The 22,537-nt window shown below is 33.5% G+C and carries 18 protein-coding genes; 13 read left to right on the plus strand and 5 right to left on the minus strand.

What is annotated here, in order from left to right; genetic code table 11:
• Positions 1-257: 257 nt before the first annotated feature.
• On the minus strand, positions 258-1,352 hold the full coding sequence (gene ychF, locus IW18_RS12230; protein WP_041518049.1) for a redox-regulated ATPase YchF: 1,095 nt from the start codon (positions 1,350-1,352) through the stop codon (positions 258-260).
• A gap of 295 nt (positions 1,353-1,647) precedes the next feature.
• Between ychF and IW18_RS12235 the strand changes: the two genes are divergently transcribed.
• On the plus strand, positions 1,648-4,380 hold the full coding sequence (locus IW18_RS12235) for a TonB-dependent receptor (RefSeq protein WP_041518099.1): 2,733 nt from the start codon (positions 1,648-1,650) through the stop codon (positions 4,378-4,380).
• Between the two features lie 164 nt (positions 4,381-4,544).
• On the opposite strand, the gene IW18_RS12240 is transcribed toward IW18_RS12235, so the two are convergent.
• Complete coding sequence (locus IW18_RS12240) at positions 4,545-5,708, minus strand: hypothetical protein (RefSeq protein ID WP_041518051.1); 1,164 nt, start codon at positions 5,706-5,708, stop codon at positions 4,545-4,547.
• Positions 5,709-5,879: 171 nt separating this feature from the next.
• Positions 5,880-6,230, minus strand: coding sequence for a 4Fe-4S dicluster domain-containing protein (locus IW18_RS12245; RefSeq protein WP_041518053.1), 351 nt, complete (start codon positions 6,228-6,230; stop codon positions 5,880-5,882).
• A 135-nt stretch (positions 6,231-6,365) separates the two neighbouring features.
• On the opposite strand from IW18_RS12245, the gene IW18_RS12250 reads away from it, so the two are divergent.
• The 8 genes from IW18_RS12250 to IW18_RS12285 all read left to right on the plus strand — a co-directional run bounded on the left by IW18_RS12250 (position 6,366) and on the right by IW18_RS12285 (position 15,116).
• The gene (locus IW18_RS12250; RefSeq protein ID WP_041518054.1) at positions 6,366-7,439 is read left to right on the plus strand and encodes an acyl-CoA reductase; all 1,074 of its coding nucleotides are present in this window, start codon (positions 6,366-6,368) and stop codon (positions 7,437-7,439) included.
• A 93-nt stretch (positions 7,440-7,532) separates the two neighbouring features.
• A complete protein-coding gene (gene serC / locus IW18_RS12255) occupies positions 7,533-8,603 on the plus strand; it encodes a 3-phosphoserine/phosphohydroxythreonine transaminase (RefSeq protein WP_041518056.1) in 1,071 nt (356 codons plus the stop codon).
• 126 nt (positions 8,604-8,729) lie between these two features.
• A complete protein-coding gene (locus IW18_RS12260) occupies positions 8,730-9,680 on the plus strand; it encodes a D-2-hydroxyacid dehydrogenase (RefSeq protein WP_041518058.1) in 951 nt (316 codons plus the stop codon).
• A 94-nt stretch (positions 9,681-9,774) separates the two neighbouring features.
• Positions 9,775-10,128, plus strand: a complete 354-nt coding sequence (locus IW18_RS12265) for a hypothetical protein (protein WP_052480156.1) — start codon at positions 9,775-9,777, stop codon at positions 10,126-10,128.
• Between the two features lie 177 nt (positions 10,129-10,305).
• Positions 10,306-10,863, plus strand: coding sequence for a hypothetical protein (locus tag IW18_RS12270; protein ID WP_041518060.1), 558 nt, complete (start codon positions 10,306-10,308; stop codon positions 10,861-10,863).
• 258 nt (positions 10,864-11,121) lie between these two features.
• A complete protein-coding gene (locus tag IW18_RS12275) occupies positions 11,122-11,562 on the plus strand; it encodes a DUF6146 family protein (RefSeq protein WP_041518061.1) in 441 nt (146 codons plus the stop codon).
• Between the two features lie 33 nt (positions 11,563-11,595).
• A complete protein-coding gene (locus tag IW18_RS12280) occupies positions 11,596-11,898 on the plus strand; it encodes a DUF6787 family protein (RefSeq protein ID WP_041518063.1) in 303 nt (100 codons plus the stop codon).
• Between the two features lie 443 nt (positions 11,899-12,341).
• Entirely contained in the window at positions 12,342-15,116 is a 2,775-nt protein-coding gene (locus IW18_RS12285; protein ID WP_240475558.1) for a T9SS type A sorting domain-containing protein, read from the plus strand.
• 59 nt (positions 15,117-15,175) lie between these two features.
• Here the strand turns inward: IW18_RS12285 and IW18_RS12290 are convergent, their stop codons facing one another.
• A complete protein-coding gene (locus tag IW18_RS12290; protein ID WP_041518065.1) occupies positions 15,176-15,466 on the minus strand; it encodes a hypothetical protein in 291 nt (96 codons plus the stop codon).
• 277 nt (positions 15,467-15,743) lie between these two features.
• Here IW18_RS12290 and IW18_RS12295 point away from each other — a divergent pair, with 277 nt between their 5' ends.
• The 3 genes from IW18_RS12295 (at position 15,744) to IW18_RS12305 (ending at position 18,887) form a co-directional block, all read left to right on the plus strand.
• Positions 15,744-16,409: an ABC transporter ATP-binding protein gene (locus IW18_RS12295; RefSeq protein WP_041518066.1), complete on the plus strand. Its 666-nt coding sequence runs from the start codon at positions 15,744-15,746 to the stop codon at positions 16,407-16,409.
• Between the two features lie 159 nt (positions 16,410-16,568).
• Entirely contained in the window at positions 16,569-17,333 is a 765-nt protein-coding gene (locus IW18_RS12300) for a TIGR02757 family protein (protein ID WP_041518068.1), read from the plus strand.
• 201 nt (positions 17,334-17,534) lie between these two features.
• Positions 17,535-18,887 carry a DEAD/DEAH box helicase gene (locus IW18_RS12305; protein WP_041518069.1) on the plus strand — a complete coding sequence of 451 codons (1,353 nt, stop codon included), beginning with the start codon at positions 17,535-17,537 and terminating at the stop codon, positions 18,885-18,887.
• Between the two features lie 190 nt (positions 18,888-19,077).
• Here IW18_RS12305 and IW18_RS12310 read toward each other — a convergent pair whose 3' ends face one another.
• The gene (locus IW18_RS12310) at positions 19,078-20,190 is read right to left on the minus strand and encodes a lactonase family protein (protein ID WP_041518071.1); all 1,113 of its coding nucleotides are present in this window, start codon (positions 20,188-20,190) and stop codon (positions 19,078-19,080) included.
• Between the two features lie 288 nt (positions 20,191-20,478).
• Between IW18_RS12310 and IW18_RS12315 the strand changes: the two genes are divergently transcribed.
• On the plus strand, positions 20,479-22,407 hold the full coding sequence (locus tag IW18_RS12315; protein WP_041518073.1) for a BatA domain-containing protein: 1,929 nt from the start codon (positions 20,479-20,481) through the stop codon (positions 22,405-22,407).
• Positions 22,408-22,537: the final 130 nt, after the last annotated feature.

Consider the following 22,537-nt stretch of genomic DNA (forward strand, 5'->3'; position numbering starts at 1 on the left):
TTTCGAGGAACGAGACTCGAGCGATAGCGAACAGGCGAAGCAAATCTCTAGTAACTCGACAAAGATTGGCAATTTTGATTACGGAATTTCGCGTGTGATTTCTCGTTCCTCGAAATGACAAACTCTGTGAGGCTTCGACTCCGCTCAGCCGGACAATACATTACCTAAATTTAAGTCAAAAAAAAAAAAAAAAAACTGCTGAATTTCTCCAGCAGTTTTAGTCTATTCTCTTTATTCTTTACTCTCTTTTCTAGAATTTAAACGTTAAAACGGAAGTGCATTACATCACCATCTTTTACGATATATTCTTTTCCTTCTACTTTGAATTTTCCAGCTTCTTTTGCTTTTGCTTCTGAACCGTATTGAACGTAATCTTCGTATGAAATAACTTCTGCACGAATGAATCCTTTTTCAAAATCTGTATGGATAACTCCAGCTGCTTGTGGCGCTGTAGAACCAATGTTGATTGTCCAAGCACGAACTTCTTTTACACCTGCTGTAAAATATGTTTGTTGTTTTAATAGTTTGTAAGCTGCACGAATTAAAACTGATGCACCCGGCTCTGTTAATCCCATATCCTCTAAGAAAACCTGACGTTCTTCATAGCTTTCTAATTCTGTGATATCAGCTTCTGCACCTACTGAAAGGATAATAACTTCAGCATCTTCGTCTTTTACTAATTCACGAACCTGATCTACATATTTGTTTCCGTTTACTGCTGAATTTTCATCAACATTACAAACGTATAAAACTGGTTTTGCAGTAATTAATTGAAAAGACTCCATTAAAACTTCTTCGTCATTACCTTGAGGTACAATCGTACGAGCAGATTTAGCTTGTAATAATGCTTCTCTAATTCTATCTAAAAGTGCTTTTTCAGTTTGTGCTTCTTTATTTCCTGTTTTTGCAGCACGATTTACTTTTTCTAAACGTTTTTCAACTGTTTCTAAATCTTTTAACTGCAATTCGATATCAATTGTTTCTTTATCGCGAATTGGGTTTACATTTCCATCAACGTGAACGATGTTATCGTTGTCAAAACAACGCAAAACGTGAATAATAGCATTACACTCTCTAATGTTTCCTAAAAACTGGTTTCCAAGACCTTCACCTTTACTTGCTCCTTTTACTAAACCAGCGATGTCAACAATATCTACTGTTGCCATTTGTACACGCTCTGGTTTTACCAATTCTTCTAGTTTGTTGATTCTTGGATCCGGAACGTTTACAACACCAATATTAGGTTCGATTGTACAAAACGGAAAGTTAGCACTTTGCGCTTTCGCATTAGATAAACAATTAAATAATGTTGATTTTCCAACATTTGGTAATCCTACAATTCCTGCTTTCATCTGTTGTTTCTATTTATTTTTATTCGACTCTGAGTTTCTCAGGTCTACTCATTAATTATTGTTTATTAATGAATTATATTTTTATGTGTTTCTTTTATTTCTGCCAAAATGATATTTTTTGGCTTTAAAATTTTGCAAATATAAGATTTAATAGCTCGTAACAGAAGTAAAAATGTGCTTTAATATAATTTATCACCAAATCTTAAAAATTTTTAAACTTTTTATTAATTTTTTGTTAAAAAAAAGTAATTTTATAAAAATAAAGAACCAAAAACAAAACAAAAAACCAACAACCATGAAAAAGTTTGCATTATTATTATTTCTGCTGAATTCAGCCTTTCTTTTTGCTCAAAAAGAAGTTTCAGGTGTCGTCAAAGATAAGACAGGTTCACCACTTCCTGGTGTTAATATTGTCGAGAAAGGAACCTCAAATGGTGTTTCTACCGATTTTGAAGGTGGTTTTAGAATAAAGGTTAAAGAAGGCGCAATCTTAATTTACAGCTATGTTGGTTTTTCTACCGTAGAAAAAGCTTCTTCAGGTGATAAATTAATTATTATTTTAGACGAAAGCGAGGGCCAGATATTAAGTGATGTAGTAGTTGTGGGCTCCAGAAATGCAAAAAGAACTGTAGTGAATTCTGCTGTTCCTATTGACATTATCAATGTAAAAGATGTAACGACGCAAAGTGGAAAAATGGAAATTAATGAACTGCTGCAATATGTTGCTCCATCCTTTAATGCTAATAAACAATCTGGTTCTGATGGCGCAGACCATGTCGATCCAGCTTCGCTAAGAGGTATGGGCCCTGATCAAACTTTGGTTTTAATAAATGGTAAAAGAAGACATCAGTCTTCTTTAATTAACTTATTTGGAACTCGCGGACGTGGTAATACAGGAACTGATCTAAATGCAATTCCAGCTGCATCTATTAAAAGAATTGAAATTTTGCGTGATGGTGCTGCCGCTCAATATGGTTCTGATGCTATTGCAGGCGTTATTAATATTGTAACTAACGATAATGTTAAAGAATTTACGGGAGCAATAACATATGGTGCATTTAATACTGATGCTAAAGGTGATTTTCCCGAAGGAACTGCCAATACTAAAGGCTTTAGACTAGATCAAAAAGGAAACGGAAATTCTTTTGGAAAAGACCAGAAGTTTGATGGAGGTTCTTTAAAAATAGCGGCAAATTATGGCGTTCCTATTGGAACTAAAGGCGGTTATGTAAATGTTACCGGAGAATTTTTAAACAAAAATAAAACGTTGCGTCCTGGCTTTGATTTTAGAAAAGGTTTTGGTGAAGCAGAAATTAAAGGTGTAAATTTATTCGTGAATTTAGCTATTCCTATTGCTGACAAAACAGAGTTTTATGCTTTTGGAGGAAGTAATTTTAGAGATACTGACGCTTATGCTTTTACCCGAAATGATGGCGAAAGAGTTGTTGAAGCGATTTATCCGGGTGGATACACGCCAAGGATTACATCAAAAATTAATGATAATTCGATTGCTGCCGGAATTAGGACTGAATCTGGTGGCGGATGGAAATTTGATTTTAGTAATACGCTTGGGAAAAATAAATTTAGCTATGATATAAAAGGAACTATTAATGCATCGCTTGTTGAAAAATCTCCAACTGAATTTAATGCCGGTGGTCATAGTTTACTTCAGAACACGACTAATTTTGATGTTTCTAAAAACTATGGAGATGTGCTTAAAGGCTTAAATGTGGCTTTTGGAACTGAATTTAGAATTGAACAATTTGAAATTTTTGCCGGCGAAGTAGGTTCGTACGCAACTTACGACACTAATGGCGTGCCTATTACAAATCCTGCAACACAAAGCGCACCAACGATTCCAAATCCTGATTATGATCCTACAGATCCTACATCTTCACCAACAATTCCGCGACCTGGCGGATCTCAAGGTTTTCCGGGTTACAGTCCTGCAAACGAAGTAAATAAAAGCCGTAATAACTTCTCTTTATATACAGATCTGGAATTGGATGTTACAGAAGCTTTTATGGTTAGCGGTGCTGTCCGTTTTGAAAATTACAGCGATTTTGGAAGTACCTTAAATGGTAAATTAGCATCAAGGCTTAAACTTACTGATCACATTAATTTAAGAGGTTCTGTAAGTACTGGTTTTCGTGCACCATCATTAGCTCAGATTTATTATAATTTGCATTTTACAAATTTTAGTTCAGCGGGTGCAACTGAGGTTTTATTATCTGCAAATGACAGCGAAATAACAAAATCTTTTGGAATCGAAAAACTAAACGAGGAAAAAGCTATAAATGCATCTTTAGGATTTACGGCCAATTTTGGTGATTTTACAGCAACAATCGATGGTTATTTAATTAATGTAAAAGACAGAATCGTACTAACTGGTTATTTTGACGCACCAGCTTTGGGCAACAATTCTAAAGCTCAGTTCTTCGTAAATGGTGTAGACACTAAAACGAAAGGAGTTGATATTGTTTTGGCTTGGAAAAAAACAATCAACGAAAATAGATTTGGAGCCACTCTTGTTGGTAATATTAATGATATGAAAATTGACAAAGTACATAATGGTAATTTACCCGCAAACCAATTCTTTGGAGAACGCGATAAAGCTTTTTTACTAGCTTCTGCACCACCAAACAAATTTGGTTTAAATCTTAATTATGGTAGAAAATGGTTTGATGCAGGATTGGCATTTACAAGATTTAGCGAAGTAAAATTATTAGATTATCAGATGGATGAAGATCCGGAAGATTACAGAACTTCTCCAACCGAAACTGAAGCTCAAGTTCTTGCAAATCAAAAAAAGGCCGCTACAGATACTTACGGAGCTAAAATTGTAACCGATTTAACTTTAGGTTTTAAAGTATCTAAATCTACCAAAATTAGTATTGGAGCCAATAACTTACTAAATATTTATCCTGATCAACAAGATGACTGGGTAGAAGCTGGAGGATATTGGGATGCTGTACAAATGGGTTTCAACGGAGCTTATTACTACGCAAGACTTGGATTTAATTTCTAAGAAATATTAAAACACGAATATCTTCCTAACATAAGCCAACGAATGCGCTAACATTGTTAAAGCTTATCAAAAATAAAAAGGTTTCGACTCTGCTCAGCCTAACAATAGAAAATAAAAAATCCTGAGTTTCGAACTCAGGATTTTTTTATACTTAATTTTAAAAATTACATTTTAAAATCTAATGCACTTATTATGGCTTTTTCTTCTTCGGTTGCAGTAAATCCTGAAATATCCCAATAATTGGTTAGAATTTTATTCCTTTTATTAAAAAGTGTTTTTTCTTTAAAAACATCGCTTTCTCTATAGGTAAAATTTTGTTTATTAAAAGTTGTAGTGACAAAACTATTCCGAACTTGAATATTTTTTATTCTATCTTTTAAAGTAAGATTATAAGCTATTTCTTCATTAGAACTCAAAACATAATAATCTGTGCCATCTAATCTGTAATTAACTCTTACAATCGATTTTATAATATTCTTGGAGCCTATTACGGGTTTTTCGTCTATTTTGTCAAGATTTGCTGGAATCAAAGCACAACTAAACTCCATAATTATCCTTTTTTCGGGATCGTAAACTACTTCAAAACTATCTATTCCTTTTTTAGATTTATTTAAAGGCGTAATTTTCATTACATAATAGCTTTTATTATTAGGGTGACCTTTTATAATGTAATCATAATCTTTTTTGTTTTTTTGATCTAAAACAGGCTGAAAATAATTTAAATTGCAATAATTCTCCATGATATTATTCAAATTATAACCTCTTAAATCTGTACTCACATCTGTTTCTAACAAACCATAAGATCGGTTTTGCTCTACTAACAATGTTGTAGTTGCTTTTTTCTTATTTCCTGAGAATTGAAAATTAACCAATCCGTCATTATAATAAGAATATTTATTGTCTAGCATAAAAAATTCTCTTACATATACTTTAAGACGATATGGTGTCGATAATTTTTTTGCGGAATTAGATACAATTTTTTGAAGTATTTTTTGTGGAGATTCTTTAGACAACACAACTTCTACCAACTTATTATTCTTGTTTTTAAGATAAATTACAAAATCATCATCTTTTAAAGTTGCCCATCTCACTGTTTGACTCTCGTAATCCATTTCAGAAACCTGAATATTTGAAGCGCCATTTAACACAAAAGTCACTTTGCCTTGTTCATTACTCAACAAGACTTGCTTGGTTTTCATTACCACAACCATTGCATTGTCTATTGGCAACTGCGTTTCTATATCTTTTACAATTATAGAATGTTCTATACTCTGAGCAAAAACATTGGCACCGAATACCAAAATCAATAAAACCATCAGTCTCCTCATAGGCTGTTGTTAAATTTTCACCTAAAGTATTAAAATATTATTAATAAATCAAAAAATACTTCAACAAATCACTAAATACCAACACAATAGCCAACAAAATCAGGAACTAATTGCAAAAAAAAATCCTAAGCTCAGCACTCAGGATTTTTTTTTATATCTAAACTTTAAATATTATTCACCGTGTAAAAACGCTTGTCTATTTAACAAAGTTTCTTCATCTTCTACGTGATCTTCGTCTGGTACGCAACAATCAACAGGACATACAGCAGCACATTGAGGTTCATCATGAAAACCTTTACACTCTGTACATTTACCAGGAACAATATAATATACTTCGTCAGAAATTGGAGTTTGAGCATCTTCAGCATCAACTTCAGTTCCGTCCGGTAAAATTATTTTTCCTGAAAGTTTGGTTCCATCTTTGTATCTCCAATCATCAGCTCCTTCATAAATTGCTGTGTTTGGGCACTCTGGCTCACAAGCTCCACAGTTTATGCATTCGTCAGTTATAATTATTGCCATTTTATTCTTGGTTACGAGTTAAAAGTTACAAGTTGAGAAATAAAAACACGAAGATTTTATTCTGCTTTGTCTTATAACTTAATATAGCTTATTTTTGTGCAAAATTACAATCAAAACTCTTCATAAACAAACATTATGACATTAGAAACAAAAAAAAGTGTTTTTGTTGAATTAGGGAATTTCTTAAAACAATTCTCTGAAAAGGACACCATAAAAAAATCGGATGTTTTGCATAACGATTTATTTTTTGAAGATTTCGAAAAGCTGATACATTTATCACAATCTCATAATGGCTGGTACACTCCTGAACAAGTGTATTTTTCGATACAATCATGGGCAAATGCTTTGACGGAAGAAAACATCGAAAAATGGCTTTCAGCTTATTCCTTTGACCTAGCTAAAGAAGGCAAAACCGAAAAAACAGTTGCACTAATTTTAGCAGGAAATATTCCGTTAGTTGGTTTTCACGATTTTTTATCGGTACTAATAACAGGAAATAAAGCATTAGTAAAAACATCGTCAAACGATCAGCATCTACTACCCTTTTTGGCTAAATACTTAATGGCTGTTGATGAGAGCTTAAAAAATAAGATCACTTTCGTGGAAGGCAAACTAGAAAACTTCGATGCCGTTATTGCTACCGGAAGTAACAACACATCAAGATATTTTGAATATTATTTTAAAGATAAACCTTCGATTATTCGTAAGAACAGAAACTCTGTTGCGGTTTTGAACGGAAAAGAAACGCATGAAGAACTGGAAGCTTTGGGCGAAGATATTTTTAGATATTTTGGTCTAGGATGTCGCAACGTTTCAAAACTTTTTGTTCCAAAAGACTACTCTTTTGTTCCTTTTTTTGAAGCAATTTTTAAGTATCAGGATGTTATTCATTATGAAAAATATGCAAATAACTACGACTACAACAAAGCCGTATTTTTAATGAGTAATTTCAAGTTGCTGGATAATGGCTTTTTAACTCTAAAAGAAGATCCTAGTTATGCCTCGCCTATTTCGAGTGTTTTCTACGAATTTTACGAAAACATCGAAGATTTGCAAACGCGTCTAGAAGCTGACGCTGAACAAATTCAATGTATCGTGAGCAAGGATTTAGTAAAAAACAGCATTCCGTTTGGTCAAACGCAAAAACCTCAATTATGGGATTATGCAGATAATGTCGATACTATAACGTTTTTGTTAACAACAAAGTAATAAAATGTTCAAATATTTCGAATTATTTATCGCTTTTTCAGCTCCTATTGCCGAAATTTGCGTCTTTAAAATTTTCGACTATTAACAACAACCATGAAAAAACACAACTACAGCGCAGGACCAAGTATTTTACCTCAGGAAGTTTTTGAGAAAGCATCAAAAGCAGTTTTAAACTTTAATGATTCAGGATTATCGATTCTTGAAATTTCGCACCGAAGTAAAGATTTCGTTGCTGTTATGGATGAAGCTCGTTCGCTTGCTTTAGAATTATTAGGACTTCAAGGAAAAGGATATCAAGCCTTATTTTTACAAGGTGGTGCAAGTACAGCATTCTTAATGGCTCCTTATAACTTGATGAAAGAAAACGGCAAAGCAGCTTATTTAGATTCAGGAACTTGGGCGACTGCTGCTATAAAAGAAGCAAAATATTTTGGAGAAACTGTTATCGTAGGTTCTTCAAAAGAAGAAAATTACAACCATATTCCAAAAGGATACGAAATACCAAGTGATGCAGATTATTTTCACTGTACTAGTAACAACACTATTTTTGGAACTCAAATGAAAGAATTCCCTGCAACCAACATTCCTGTTGTTTGCGATATGAGTTCTGATATTTTTTCTCGCGATTTAGATTTCTCAAAATTTGATTTAATCTATGCTGGAGCTCAAAAAAATATGGGACCTGCAGGAACTACTTTGGTAGTTATTAAAGAAGAAATCTTGGAGAAAAACGGAAGAACAATTCCAAGTATGTTAGACTACGCTAAACATATTAAAGCAGAAAGTATGTACAATACTCCTCCTGTTTTTGCTGTTTATGTTTCGTTATTAACTTTACAATGGATTAAAGGAAAAGGCGGAATTGCTGCTGTTGAAAAATTAAACGACGCTAAAGCTGATTTGCTTTATGCTGAAATTGACAGAAACCCTTTATTTAAAGGTGCTGCAGCGGTAGAAGATCGTTCTAAAATGAACGTGACTTTCTTGTTAAACAACGCCGATCATACTGCCACTTTTGATGCTTTATGGAAAGAAGCTGGAATTTCTGGATTGCCTGGACATCGTTCTGTTGGTGGTTACAGAGCTTCTATTTACAATGCTATGCCTATCGAAAGTGTTCAGGTTTTAGTAGATGTAATGAAAGCTTTGGAAACAAAGATTTAAAAATTAAAATATTGAATGATTTAAAGATTTATTTCTATACAAAATCATTCTATTTCTTTATTCAAAAAAAACAGATTGAATATTTTAATTATTAAATTTTTCAATCTTTAAATATCACAAAAAAAAATGAAAGTATTAGCAAATGACGGAATTTCTAAAAGTGGAATTCTAGCCTTAGAAAAAGGTGGATTTGAAGTTATAACTACAAAAGTAGCTCAGGAACAAGTTGCTAATTTTGTAAACGAAAATAATGTAGACGTAGTTTTAGTGCGTAGTGCAACTAAAGTTCGTAAAGATATAATCGATGCTTGTCCTGGATTAAAAATTATTGGTCGTGGTGGTGTTGGTATGGATAATATCGATGTTGATTATGCAAAAAGCAAAGGAATTCACGTAATTAATACACCTGCTTCATCATCAGAATCTGTTGCTGAATTGGTTTTTGGACACTTATTTTCTGGTGTTCGTTTTTTACATGATTCTAACAGAAATATGCCTCTTGAAGGAGATTCAAACTTTGATGGTTTGAAAAAAGCATACGCAAACGGAACTGAATTAAGAGGTAAAACTCTTGGAATTGTTGGTATTGGACGTATTGGACAAGCTACAGCAAAAATGGCTCTTGGTTTAGGTATGAAAGTTATCGCTGCAGATAGTTTTATTCCGCAAGTTAATGTAAAAGTGGAGTTTTTTGATGGTCAATCTATCACTACAACTATCGTTTCTCAATCATTAGAGTCTTTATTTAAAGAAGCTGACTTCATTACATTACACGTTCCTGCTCAAGATGGTTATATCATTGGAGAGAAAGAACTTGCAATCATGAAAGATGGTGTTGGAATCGTAAACTGTGCTCGTGGTGGTGTTATTGATGAAGTAGCTTTAGTAAAAGCTTTAGACTCTGGAAAAGTTGCTTTTGCAGGTTTAGACGTTTTTGAAAGCGAACCAAAACCAGAAATGGCTATCTTAATGCACACTAAAATTTCATTGACTCCGCACATTGGAGCTGCAACTGGAGAAGCACAAGACAGAATTGGTACAGAATTAGCTTCACAAATTATTACTTTGTTGAGCTAAGTAAAAATAGATTAAGTTCGATTAAAGGGATTTACTACTTACCTGTAGTAAATCCCTTTCTTTTTTACACTTTCGCAGACACTTAAAGTACAACATGGATTCAATCAAAAAAAGCTTTAAACGTAAATGGGCTATTCGCCTAATTGTGTTTACAATTATAATTGCTTTATGCTGTACCTCTATCTTCGGCAATGTATTTTCGCTTATTATCGAAAAAGAATATTTTATCCCTGAGCAATCTTCAATTTTTACTTTTACTGAAACCGTTGGTAATGATGGCTCAAGCGATGTATGGAGATATGGAGAAGATTACAGCAATTATTATTTCAATCTCAGCACATTTGATAATGATGTACTGTTTTTCTCCAAAAAGAACATTAATAATTGTCCTGGATTTAATCCTAAAGATATTAGTACTTGGTGCAAAGTAAAAGTGCCAAAATACTAAACCTTAACATTGGCTTTAATTTAAGGTTATAGAAATAAGATTTTATGTAATTTATTGAATTTGTCTAACCAAGTAATTAAAAAATAGATTAACTTTAGAGCTGCTTAGCGCATTTTTTGTAGTAAATAACTTTCTTTTTTTTATTAAATTTGGTGTATAATTTAAACTCTTAAAATCATGTTTGAACAATTAACTCAATTAGTGCAACAATACGGAGGCGATGCTGTTGTAAACAATACGGCAATTCCAAATGAGCACAATGAAGCTGTAATAAGCGAAACAAGTACTTCAATTTTTGCAGGATTGCAAAAAATTGTTTCGGAAGGTGGTGGAGAACAACTTGCCGGCCTGTTTAGCGGAACCTCGTCGATCGACAGTTCTAATCCGGTTGTACAACAACTAACACAACAAGTATCTGGTAATCTTGGTGAAAAATTTGGATTAAGCAGTGATGCATCTTCTGGTGTTGCAGCAAGCATGATTCCACAGATTTTAAGTTCATTAGTAAACAAAGCAAAAGATCCTAACGATAGTAGTTTTCAGATATCTGATATTATTAGCGCTATTTCTGGAAATAGCGGACAAGCTTCCGGAATTATGGACACGATTTCTAAATATGGAATGCAATTTGGATTAGACCAAAACAACGACGGAAAAGTAGATATCTCAGATGCTATGGCTTTGGGTAAAAGCGGAGGCTTAGGAGGATTGCTAGGAAAATTGTTTGGGAAATAAGTTCTTTTTTAGGGACAGAGGTTCAGAGGCACAAAGTTGCAAAGGTTTCTCTTGACAACGCATAATCTAAAAGCTGTTTACATGACTGTAAATGGCTTTTTTTACTTAAACCAAACAACTTATTAAGCTTTTACCCATACGAACCTCAACCACTTTGTTCCTCTGTCCCTCAAAACCTTAGAACCTTTCATTACAAACTGTTAAATACCAATCCCCTTTCTTCATTTATTCGTAAATTTAGACTCGAAACGAAGTGTTATGAAAAAATGTATTTACATACTAGTTCTTTTATTTACGATAATAGCATGCTCGACGGCTTCAAAAAATACTGTTGCCACAAATGTTCCTTCAACACAAAACAAAGCCGTAAATGATACCGTTAGAATTTCAAATGACTCATTAGAATATGAAGTAATCATTATCGATAATGGATTTAGCACTTGGTTAGCATCAAGAGCGCTTCCTCGTAATTATTACTCTTTAGCCTATCTCGAAAACAAAAATTACCAATATGTGACAGAATGGAATAACAGGGTCTCTCAACCCCAACGTTATAATCCAAATTTATATGAAATGAGAATTGATTACCAACCAAATATACATTATGGCTACGAAGTAAATTACTTGATTTATAATTATATGATTTACTTTCAAAATACCTACAAACAAAAGCTCGCAGGTTATGTTCCGATGCAATAATCTTGCTATATTTGTAATCGTTATAAATAAAGCATGAATAAATTAAAGAAACGTTGGGGAATTACCTCAAATATACAAGCCATTATAATACTAATTGTTTTTGCCATCACAGGGTCGGCATCTGCATACCTTTCTAGACCTTTTTGTGAATTACTTACCATTACAAAAGAAGATTTTGGCGGATGGTTTACTTTAATTCGTTTATTAATTATTTTCCCTATTTATCAGGTTTTATTAGTTGCGATAGGAACTCTTTTTGGACAATTCCGTTTCTTTTGGGATTTCGAAAAGAAAATGCTAAAAAACATGGGACTTGGGTTTTTATTCAAAAAATAAAACTTCTTTTAATTCAACTGAACTCTTATTTAAGTTCAAGAGTTTTCTTTCCTTCAAAATTTATTTTTTTCTTCTACATTTAAGAATGCACTTTTGTAGAATTCGTTTTTTTCAAATGATTTTAAACCCATAATCTCCTACGGTTCATTTTTTAAATTTTAAATCTAAATTATTTAAAAATTTGTGATAAAAATTTCATTTCATTAAAAAAAACCCGTCTTTTTATACCAAAAAACCATTTCTACAGGATGGTACAGGATAGTTTTATGTTGTGTAATCTCAATCTTTACATTACTCATAACCAAAAAGTTAAATTTTAGACCAATAAAAATTAGCCTTAAAAAAAACAGCTTTTTTCATTTTCTATAATACCCAACTTTTCAAAAGAGCAATTACAGAAATCTTTGATTTTACTAAACTAACTAACCAAAAAAAGTATTAAAATGTTGAACTCTACTATTAAACTACCGTTTGTAATAGCATTAGTCTGCCTTACAATGTCGGTTACAACACTTTTTGCGCAAAATCCTGTCGTAAAAATTGATTTTGATCAATCCGGAAGACCAAAAGCCGAAGTTAACGAACCTGATTATAGCGCATGGGTTATTGCATCTGGCAATACAAGTACTTATACTGAAAACGGAGTAACTTTTACGGTAACACGTGTTGGCGATAAAGGAGATGCGCTAGGAACAAACTGGTACAAAGCCGGAATTCAAGCGCCATATTATGCCAGATTAATTTCTGACGGGCTTACTGTAAAAGGTACAACTGCAAATCTTGGCGCACAAATAGAACTAAAAATAAAAGGTTTAGCTCCAGGACAACATACTTTACTTGCCTTTTTTAACAATGTAGACAGTCCATCGGGAAATTTTTTTAGCCCAATAGATATTTCTGTCAATGGTACCTTGGTTGTAAATAATTTAATTCCAAGTGTAAGAGCTCTAAAAACCGCCGACGCACAATCTGCCTATTTAAAATTTCAGGCTGTTGCAGATACTGAAGTTGTTTTATTATTTGCTGCCGAGACCTCGGGTACCGAAAATATAAAAAACTTTATATTAAATGGTTTCGAACTCAACACGCCAAATATCTTTTATCAATCGACAAATCCATCTCCAAAACATAACGACGAACATGTTGAATTGACGTCTGGAGGAAAACTTTTAGGATGGACAGGAGCAACAAATGCATTATCGCACAATATTTACTTTGGAACAGATCAAGCTGCCGTAGAAGCCGCAACAACATCATCGCCAGAATTTAAAGGCAATCAAATTAAAGCAAACACATCTTATCAGGTAAACGGATTATATACTGGCGCAACTTACTTTTGGCGCGTCGATGAAGTCTTAGCCAATAATGCTGTAGAAAAAGGAAATACATGGCGTTTTCGTCCTGCACAACTTGCCTTTCCTGATGCCGAAGGCTATGGTCGTTTTGCACGCGGAGGAAGAGGCGGAAAAGTAGTTGCCGTTACCAATTTAAACGATAGTGGCCCGGGAAGTTTACGCGAAGCTGTAACAAACGATATTGGCCCTAGAACAATTGTTTTTAATACCTCAGGAATTATTCAGCTTACTTCACGTTTAGTTTTAAGCCAGCCTTATGTAACCGTTGCGGGACAAACTGCACCTGGAAAAGGAATTACAATTCGATCTGCTCCTTTTGGAATAACAGGCAACGATGCTATCGTACAAAACATACGTGTTAGAGTTGGTGGTGGCCCTACTTATGATGGAATGGGTTTAACAGGAGCTGATAATAGTATTATCGATCATTGTTCTATAAGCTGGACAATTGATGAATCTTTTAGTTCTCGTTCCGGAAAAAACATTACACTGCAAAGAACACTAATTTCTGAAGCTTTAAACGCGGCAGGACATCAAAATTATCCAGCAGGAACAGAACACGGTTATGCGGCAACAATTGGTGGTGACATTGGTAGTTTTCATCACAATCTTCTGGCGCATAATTACGGTCGTAACTGGAGTTTGGGCGGAGGTTTAGACGGAAGCGGTGCTTATGCAGGAAGAATGGACATTACGAATAATGTGGTTTACAATTGGGGTTCAAGAACTACTGATGGCGGAACTAAAGAGCTTAATTTTGTAAACAATTATTACAAACCAGGAGCGGGATCAAAAATATTTGTTGCCGTAAATCAACAAAATGAAGGTGCAGGAACTGGAATGCAACAAGTTTATTTTAAAGGAAATGTGATGCCGGGTTATTTTGACGAAAGCAATCAGGAAGCAGGAAGAAAAGCTTCGGGAGTTACAATTTCATTTGAAAACTTTGTAAATACACCATTTTTTCCTTCCTACGTAACTACACAATCTGCTAAAAATGCATATAAAATTGTGCTTTCGGACGTTGGTTGTACGCAACCGGAATTTGACGATCACGATCAACGAATGATCAACGAAACTTTAAACGGGACTTATTCTATTAAAGGAAGCGTTACCAATAAACCAGGATTTCCGGACAATGAAGCTGATGTTGGCGGTTTTGAATCTTATCCAACTGTAATTAGAGATGCAAATTGGGATTCTGACCAAGATGGACTACCAAACTGGTGGGAAACCATTATAGGTACAAACGTAAATTCTGGATCTGGCGATTTCTCCGATTCTAATGCTGATACTAACCAAAGCGGTTACACGAATCTTGACAAATATTTACAATGGATGGCTCAACCTCATTTTGATTCTCCAACAGGAAAAAAAATAACTGTAAATATTCAAAAACTTTCAAGAGGTTTTACAAGTGGGGTTTCATACAGTCTTTCGAATGTTGTAAACGGAACTGCAGTTTTATCTTCGGATAATGTCGAGTTTACTCCTACAGCAGCAGGTTTATGTTCTTTTAACTTTACGGTTACAGATGCAGAAGGAGGAACTATGACTAGAAAAGTAAATATTTTGAGTGGATACTCTACATTAAAAGTAGATGAAATTACTAAAGAAATTACAGATAATTTTAAAGTATGGCCCGTACCAAATAATGGTTATTTTTCGGTTCTTTTGGATAATGATTTGGAAAAAGCCGATCTTAAAATCTATGACATTTTAGGTAAGGAAATTTTAAAAAGAACGATTAACGGAAAAACTCAGGAAAATATACACTTGCAAGCAAAAGGTGTTTTTATTTTAAAAGTTTCAAATCCGGAAACCAAAAAGGTACTTCATGTTAAAAAAATTATAGTACAATAAAACCCAATAAAAAATGGCAACTTTTAAGGTTGCCATTTTTTATATTTCATTAATAAGAGTTAATTATTTTCCTTTTGAAAGTAATATGTATAAATCCACGTAAGTGTAAACGATGGAATTATATCTGTAAAAGGCAATGCCTCCTCTATAAAAGTTAAAACACTAGCCACCTTACCTACTCTGCCTTTATACATTCTTGTCATAATAAAAGCCGCAACTGGCGCCCAAATTACATCTGAGAATTCTCCTAAAAGCGGAATTGTAAAGGATACCATCCCAACTCCATCCAAAAGGATACCTAGTAAAAGTTTTCTAACTCTATCATCACTTGCTACATTTATTTCCTGCATTTGTTGTTGATTTAGATATTGTTTAAAATTAAATAGAATTCAGTAAAATTCACTTATTCTTTTATAAAATTAATTTACTTAATTCACACATAATCAATGATTTTAAATTCAAAATCAAAGTCATTTTTTACATTATACCAAAAACCAGACCCAATTTCAGTTTCCTTCATTTTTTTTTACATTGAGATTTTTATAAAAATTATTTCTTCTTAAAATTCTGTTAGATGACATTTTTATATCGGCAGAATCTTTGTTTCTTTGTAAAAACAGTTTCATAATGATACACGCAAAAAATATACATAAATTCTACGACCAATTTGAAGTTTTAAAAGGAGTTGATCTGCATATTAAAAAAGGAGAAATTGTTTCGATAGTGGGTGCATCTGGCGCAGGAAAAACAACTTTACTGCAAATTTTAGGAACATTAGACAAACCTTCAAAATCAAATACCGGTACTTCGTTAACCATAAATGGCGAAAACATTCTAGGTCTTAACGACAAAGCATTATCGAAGTTCAGAAACCTAAATTTGGGTTTTATTTTTCAGTTTCATCAGCTTTTACCAGAATTTACAGCTTTAGAAAATGTTTGTATTCCTGCTTATATTGGAGGCAAAAAACCCTCTGAAACTGAAGCCGAGGCAAAAAAACTACTTACGTTTTTAGGATTATCACATCGTATCAATCATAAACCAAATGAACTTTCGGGCGGAGAACAACAACGTGTTGCCGTTGCGAGAGCATTAATTAATAAACCGGATGTTATTTTTGCCGATGAACCGTCAGGAAACTTAGATACACATTCTGCCGAAAATCTACATCAATTGTTTTTTAAACTTCGTGACGAATTTGGACAAACTTTTGTAATTGTAACTCACAACGAAGAATTAGCCAACATGGCCGATAGAAAATTAATTATGGTTGACGGACAAATTAGTAATTAGGCGCAAATTACTTCGTCAGTCGCTGCCGCTCGTGTCCCGCTGTCCGCTATATTCCCGATAAATAAAAACTACGGCTAAATAGCCTTGTTTTTCTAAATCGGGAGATGCCGCTTCCATCAGGGCTAAAACCCTAAAACAATAAGAACTTTCATTGCAAACATGAACCAAAAAGAACTCAAAGAATTCCTCGACGAAAAAGTTATACAGTATAATAATCAAGATTTTATAGAAAGCGATCCCGTGCAAATTCCACATTTATTTTCCTTAAAAGAAGATATTGAAATTGCAGGTTTTTTGAGCGCAACAATCGCGTGGGGAAATCGCAAAATGATTATCAAAAATTCGCATCAAATGATGGAATTAATGGGTAATACACCTTATGATTTTGTCATGTCACATTCTGATGACGATTTGGCTCAACTGGAAAACTTTGTTCACCGCACTTTTAACGGAAAAGATTTTGGCGGTTTTATAAAAGGTTTACAGCATATTTATAAAAACCACGATGGCTTAGAAAGTGTTTTTGCTAAAAATCAGGAAGCGGATAGTTTACAAAAAAGCATTAGCGAATTCAAAAAAATATTCTTTGAAATCGATCATTTGCCACGAACTCAAAAACACATTTCGGATCCACTTAATAATTCTGCTGCAAAAAGAATCAACATGTATTTGCGTTGGATGGTTCGCCAAGATACCAAAGGAGTCGATTTAGGAATATGGAAAACCATTTCTCCTGCTGCATTATCATGTCCTTTAGATGTTCATTCCGGAAATGTTGCTCGCAAATTAGGATTGCTTTCGCGAAAACAAAACGACGGAAAAGCCCTGAACGAATTAGATCTTAAACTTAGAAAAATGGATGCTCTGGATCCTGTAAAATACGATTTTGCACTTTTTGGATTGGGCGTATTCGAAGGGTTTTAGATTTCAAAACCAATTATTTTATTTAAGTCCAACATTGGTTTTCTACTGTCTGGCTGAGCGTCCCGAGACTTCGGGAGAAGCCTCTATGCGCTCTTCGAGTTCGCTCAGAGTGACAAACAAACTGACAATAGACAATCTAAAATTAGAAAATCAACAAAAAAACCATCATTTTAACGTACATTTGCACAAAATTTAATGTAAATGAGCACTTTCGAACAATTCAATCTCCCAAAATCAGTACAAAAAGCAATCGACGAATTAGGATTTGTTACGCCTACTCCTATTCAGGAAAAATCCTTTTCTGTAATTATGTCTGGAAGAGATATGATGGGAATTGCGCAAACCGGTACAGGTAAAACATTTGCTTATTTATTACCACTTTTAAAATTATACAAATTTACACCAACCAACACTCCTAAAATTGTAGTACTGGTTCCAACGCGTGAACTAGTAGTTCAGGTTGTAGACGAAATCGAGAAATTAACCAAATACATGTCGGTTAAAACACTTGGTATTTTTGGTGGAGTAAATATCAATACACAAAAAAAAGCAGTTTACGAAGGTGTCGACATTTTAGTAGGAACACCAGGTAGAACAATGGATTTAGCTCTAGATGCTGTAATTCGTTTTGATGAAACTCAAAAATTAGTTATCGATGAGTTTGATGAAATGCTAAATCTAGGTTTCCGCACACAATTGACAGCGCTTTTGGCAATGATGAAAACAAAACGTCAAAACATTCTATTCTCTGCTACAATGACAGATGAAGTTGATGCTGTTTTGAATGACTTTTTTGATTTCCCGGAAGAAGTAACACTTGCAGCTTCAGGAACTCCACTGGAAAACATTACTCAAATTACGTATAACGTACCCAACTTTAATACAAAAGTAAATCTGTTAAAGCATTTATTAGAAACAAACGAAAGCATGGAACGTGTTTTGGTTTTTGTGAATAATAAAAAGATTTCAGATATGCTTCATACTCGAATTGAAGAACATTTTGAAGGTCAGTTTGGTGTAATTCACTCAAACAAATCTCAAAATTACCGTTTGAGTACAATGGCTGAGTTTCAAGAAGGAAATCTTCGCGGATTGATTACGACTGATATTATGGCGAGAGGTTTGGATATTTCGAACATTTCGCACGTTATTAACTTTGAACTTCCTGAACTTCCTGAATTGTACATGCATAGAATTGGTCGTACAGGTCGTGCCGATGCTACAGGAACAGCGATTAGTTTTATCACGCCTCGTGAAGAAGAATTTAAAGTTGAAGTTGAGGTCTTAATGAATCAGGAACTTGAAATAGCTGAATTTCCGGAAGAAGTCGAAATTTCAGTAAAATTAATCGAGCCTGAAAAAGACAAACAACCGATTAAGTTTTTAATGAAAAAACAAAAACTAACGGGTGATGGAGCTTTCCACGAAAAAGATAAAAAGAATAAAAAAGTCAATCTTGGTGGACCATCTAAAACAAAAAAGAAAACTCATGGTTCTGTAAATAGAAACATGTTGAAAACAAGAGATAAGAAGAGAAAAGATAAGAATAAATAGTTTTTTGAAGGTTCAGAGGTTCAGAGTTGCATAGAGACAAAGGTTAGTCGCTAAGGTTCTGAGGTTCTAAGTAAAAAACAAAAAAAGCTCAAAGCTTAAGTTAGTGACTTAAACTTTGAGCTTTTTTTGCGTACAAAATAGAAAAACCTTTGCTCCTATGTTCCTCTGAACCTTTGTAACTCTTAAAAAACTATATTTTGGTAAAAACCAACCCAACTGGCGAACACAATTCGATTTTTTTACCTGTATTTTTAAGTTTTCCTGTAGCTTTATCTCTCTTAAATATAATGATGTCATTTGTGTATTGATGACCAACCAAAAGGTAATTTCCTGTTGGATCAATGGCAAAATCTCTTGGACCTTTTCCTAAAGTACTTTCCTGCTCTACAAATTTTAAACTTCCGTCTTTCTGAATTTGATAAACTGAAATTGAGTTCGCATCAACACGATCTGTTACATATAAAAACTTTCCGTCAGGCGAAATTTTAATCGCTGCAGCACCAGTTCCTCCCGTAAATCCTTTTGGTAAAATACTAGTTTCGGCAAGCAATTTCAAACTTCCAGATTTGTTGTAACTAAAAGTGGTAAGAGTAGCATCTAATTCCTGAACTAAGTACACAAATTTACCATCTTTACTAAAAGTTAAATGCCTTGGACCACTTCCTTTTTTTACATCAACCGTTCCTTTTAAAGTAAGAACTTCATGGCTTGCACCAGCATTATATTTATAAATAAAAACTTTATCCTGACCAAGATCGTTCGATAAAACAAACTTTTTGTCCGGAGAAAAAACAACCTGATGCACATGCGCTTTTTCCTGACGTGCCGCATTTGGTCCTTTTCCTTCGTGCTGAATCAATTGTTGACCTTCTGTTATACTTCCGTCAGCATTTTTCTTAAATACCGCAAGACTTCCTCCAGAATAATTAGCAACAATTACGTTTTTATCATCATTAATTAAATGACAAGGATCTGCTCCTAAAGAAGAATTTGTATTCAACACTTTTAGTTTACCAGTTGGTGCATCATAACTTAATGCTGTTACGGCACTTTGTGTTCCGTTTTCATTTACGGCATAAATAAATTTATTATTTGCTGAAACTGATACATAACTCGGACTTACTACTTTTTCTGTAGAATTCTTTAATTTAAAATCACCCGAAGTTGCATCAAATTCATAAACATAGATTCCTTTACTTTCGCAAGTATTGGTATAAGTACCTACAAGTAAATTGAATTTATTCTGACCTTGTGAAGTTGTAAAAGCCAAAGCTGAAAAAAGCAGCATATATAATCTTTTCATAGTTTTTTATTTGTTTTTAGAAGAGGCTAAAATACTCAATAATATCATTCGAAAAGTCATTTTTTGTTACAAAAGAAATTACAAAAGTTACATTATTCAAACTATGCTAGCCCAATTTTTAAACCATATAAGCGATATGAGTTCATTTAATTTTCGATACAGCAACATTTGCTTATAATCTCTCATATAACTTATATGGTTTAACTAAATATTACTTATATGTTTTGATTAAAAATTTGTATTTTTGACCAGTATCTACAAAACGTAGTGAAGTAAATCGAAGCCAGAATGCACTTTAAACATCCCGAAATTCTATACTTTCTGTTTTTATTGATTGTTCCTATTTTGGTTCATTTATTTCAATTACGACGTTTTAAAATATCCTATTTTAGTAATGTTCGTTTCTTAAAAGAACTTTCGATTCAAACCCGAAAAAGTTCTAAAATCAAAAAAAGATTATTACTAGCCACTCGTTTATTACTCTTAACGTGTATCATTTTGGCTTTTGCTCAACCTTTTTTTGAAGCCAAAGACGCTAAAAATGCTACAAACGAAATGTACATTATTCTGGACAATTCGTTTAGTATGCAGGCAAAAGGTAAAAAAGGCGAATTACTAAAACGCACTGTTCAGGAATTGCTGGAAAATACGCCAGAGAATACCCAATTTTCATTGTTGACTAACACCGAAAATTTCTGGAATACTGATATCAAATCATCAAAAAGTGCTTTGCAAAATTTGCAATATAGTGCAACTCCTTTTGAGCTTCCGTCGATTATGGCGAAGATAAAAGCGCACAAATCAGCTTATAAAAAAGACATTGTCATTATTACCGATGCAGTTGGTTTAACAGATAAAGATGTCAAAAATATTGATACTGACGAGAAACCCTATTTTATTGTTCCAGAAGCCGAGCAGAAAAACAACATTGCAATTGATAGCGTTTTTATCAATCAAACTTTAGAAAACTTCTATGAAATAAGCGTTAATTTATCGGCTTATGGAGAAGATTTTAAACCGGTTTCGATGGCATTATACAACCAAAATAAACTGATTGCCAAAACGATTATTAATTTTGACGCGAAGAAAAAGAAAATAAACTTCACGATTCCAAAAGAAGCTTTTGATGGATATGTAACGATCGAAGACAACGGCTTGACTTATGACAACAAATTGTATTTTAGTATTTCTAAAGCTAAAAAAACGAATGTTATAAGTATTGGAGAACCTGAAAAAAGCAATTTCTTAGCCCGAATTTTTACATCTGGAGAATTCAATTACAACAATTACTCGATTACCAATTTAGATTACAATAGTTTAGACAAACAAAACACGATCATCTTAAATGAATTAGTTGAAATTCCTCAGGCATTACAAACTACTTTAAAAGCTTTTGTTACCAAAGGCGGCAATTTAGTTGTTATTCCTTCTAAAAAAACTTCTATTTCAAATTTGAATACGTTTTTAGGCAATTTTGGAAAAATTCAATTTGGAGCACTTGAAAATAAAAGTAAACTAATTACCAAAATTAATTTCGATCATCCTTTGTTTGCAGGCGTTTTCGAGAATAAGATTACCAATTTTCAATATCCCAAAACAGCCAATTCATACAATATTTCAAGTCCATATCCGGCGGTTTTGTCGTATGAAGATCAAAGTGTATTTGTAACTACGATTCAAAATCCGGTTTCAGGAATTACAGTTTTCTCTGCGCCTATAAATTCAACAAATTCAAACTTTCAGCAATCGCCGTTAATTGTTCCTTTGTTTTATAAAATGGGACAAAACAATCAAAAAACTGGCGTAAATGCTTTAACAATTGGCAACAATCAACCTTATTTTGTTGATATTTTACTGACCAAAGATGCAATTCTGGAAGTAAAAGGAAACGAAGACTCGTTTATTCCGATTCAACAAATACTAAATAACAAGGTCAAATTAACATTTAATGATTTCCCTGAAACAGCTGGAAACTACAGCATTTTTGACAAAAAAGTATGGATTGAAAATCTGAGTTTCAATTACAAAAGAAGCGAAAGTGATTTAAGTAAGGTAAACACAAATGTGGTTTCAGATTTTAAAACTGCCGATACGATTTCTACTATCTTTAATACGCTACAAACTGAACGAACTGAAAGCCAAATTTGGAAATGGTTTGTTATCTTTGCACTGTTATTTTTAGCATTAGAAATGGCAATTATTAAATTTGTGAAGTAAAACGTAAAGTTTTCTTTTAGCTCTTAGTATGTCGTTTCGACGAAGGAGAAATCTCCACGAGAAGCTCGACAAAGATTTGATTCTCATTACGGAGTTACTTGCGGAGATTTCTCCTTCGTCGAAATGACAA

It is taken from the genome of Flavobacterium hibernum, from assembly GCF_000832125.1.
GTDB classification, from domain to species: domain Bacteria; phylum Bacteroidota; class Bacteroidia; order Flavobacteriales; family Flavobacteriaceae; genus Flavobacterium; species Flavobacterium hibernum.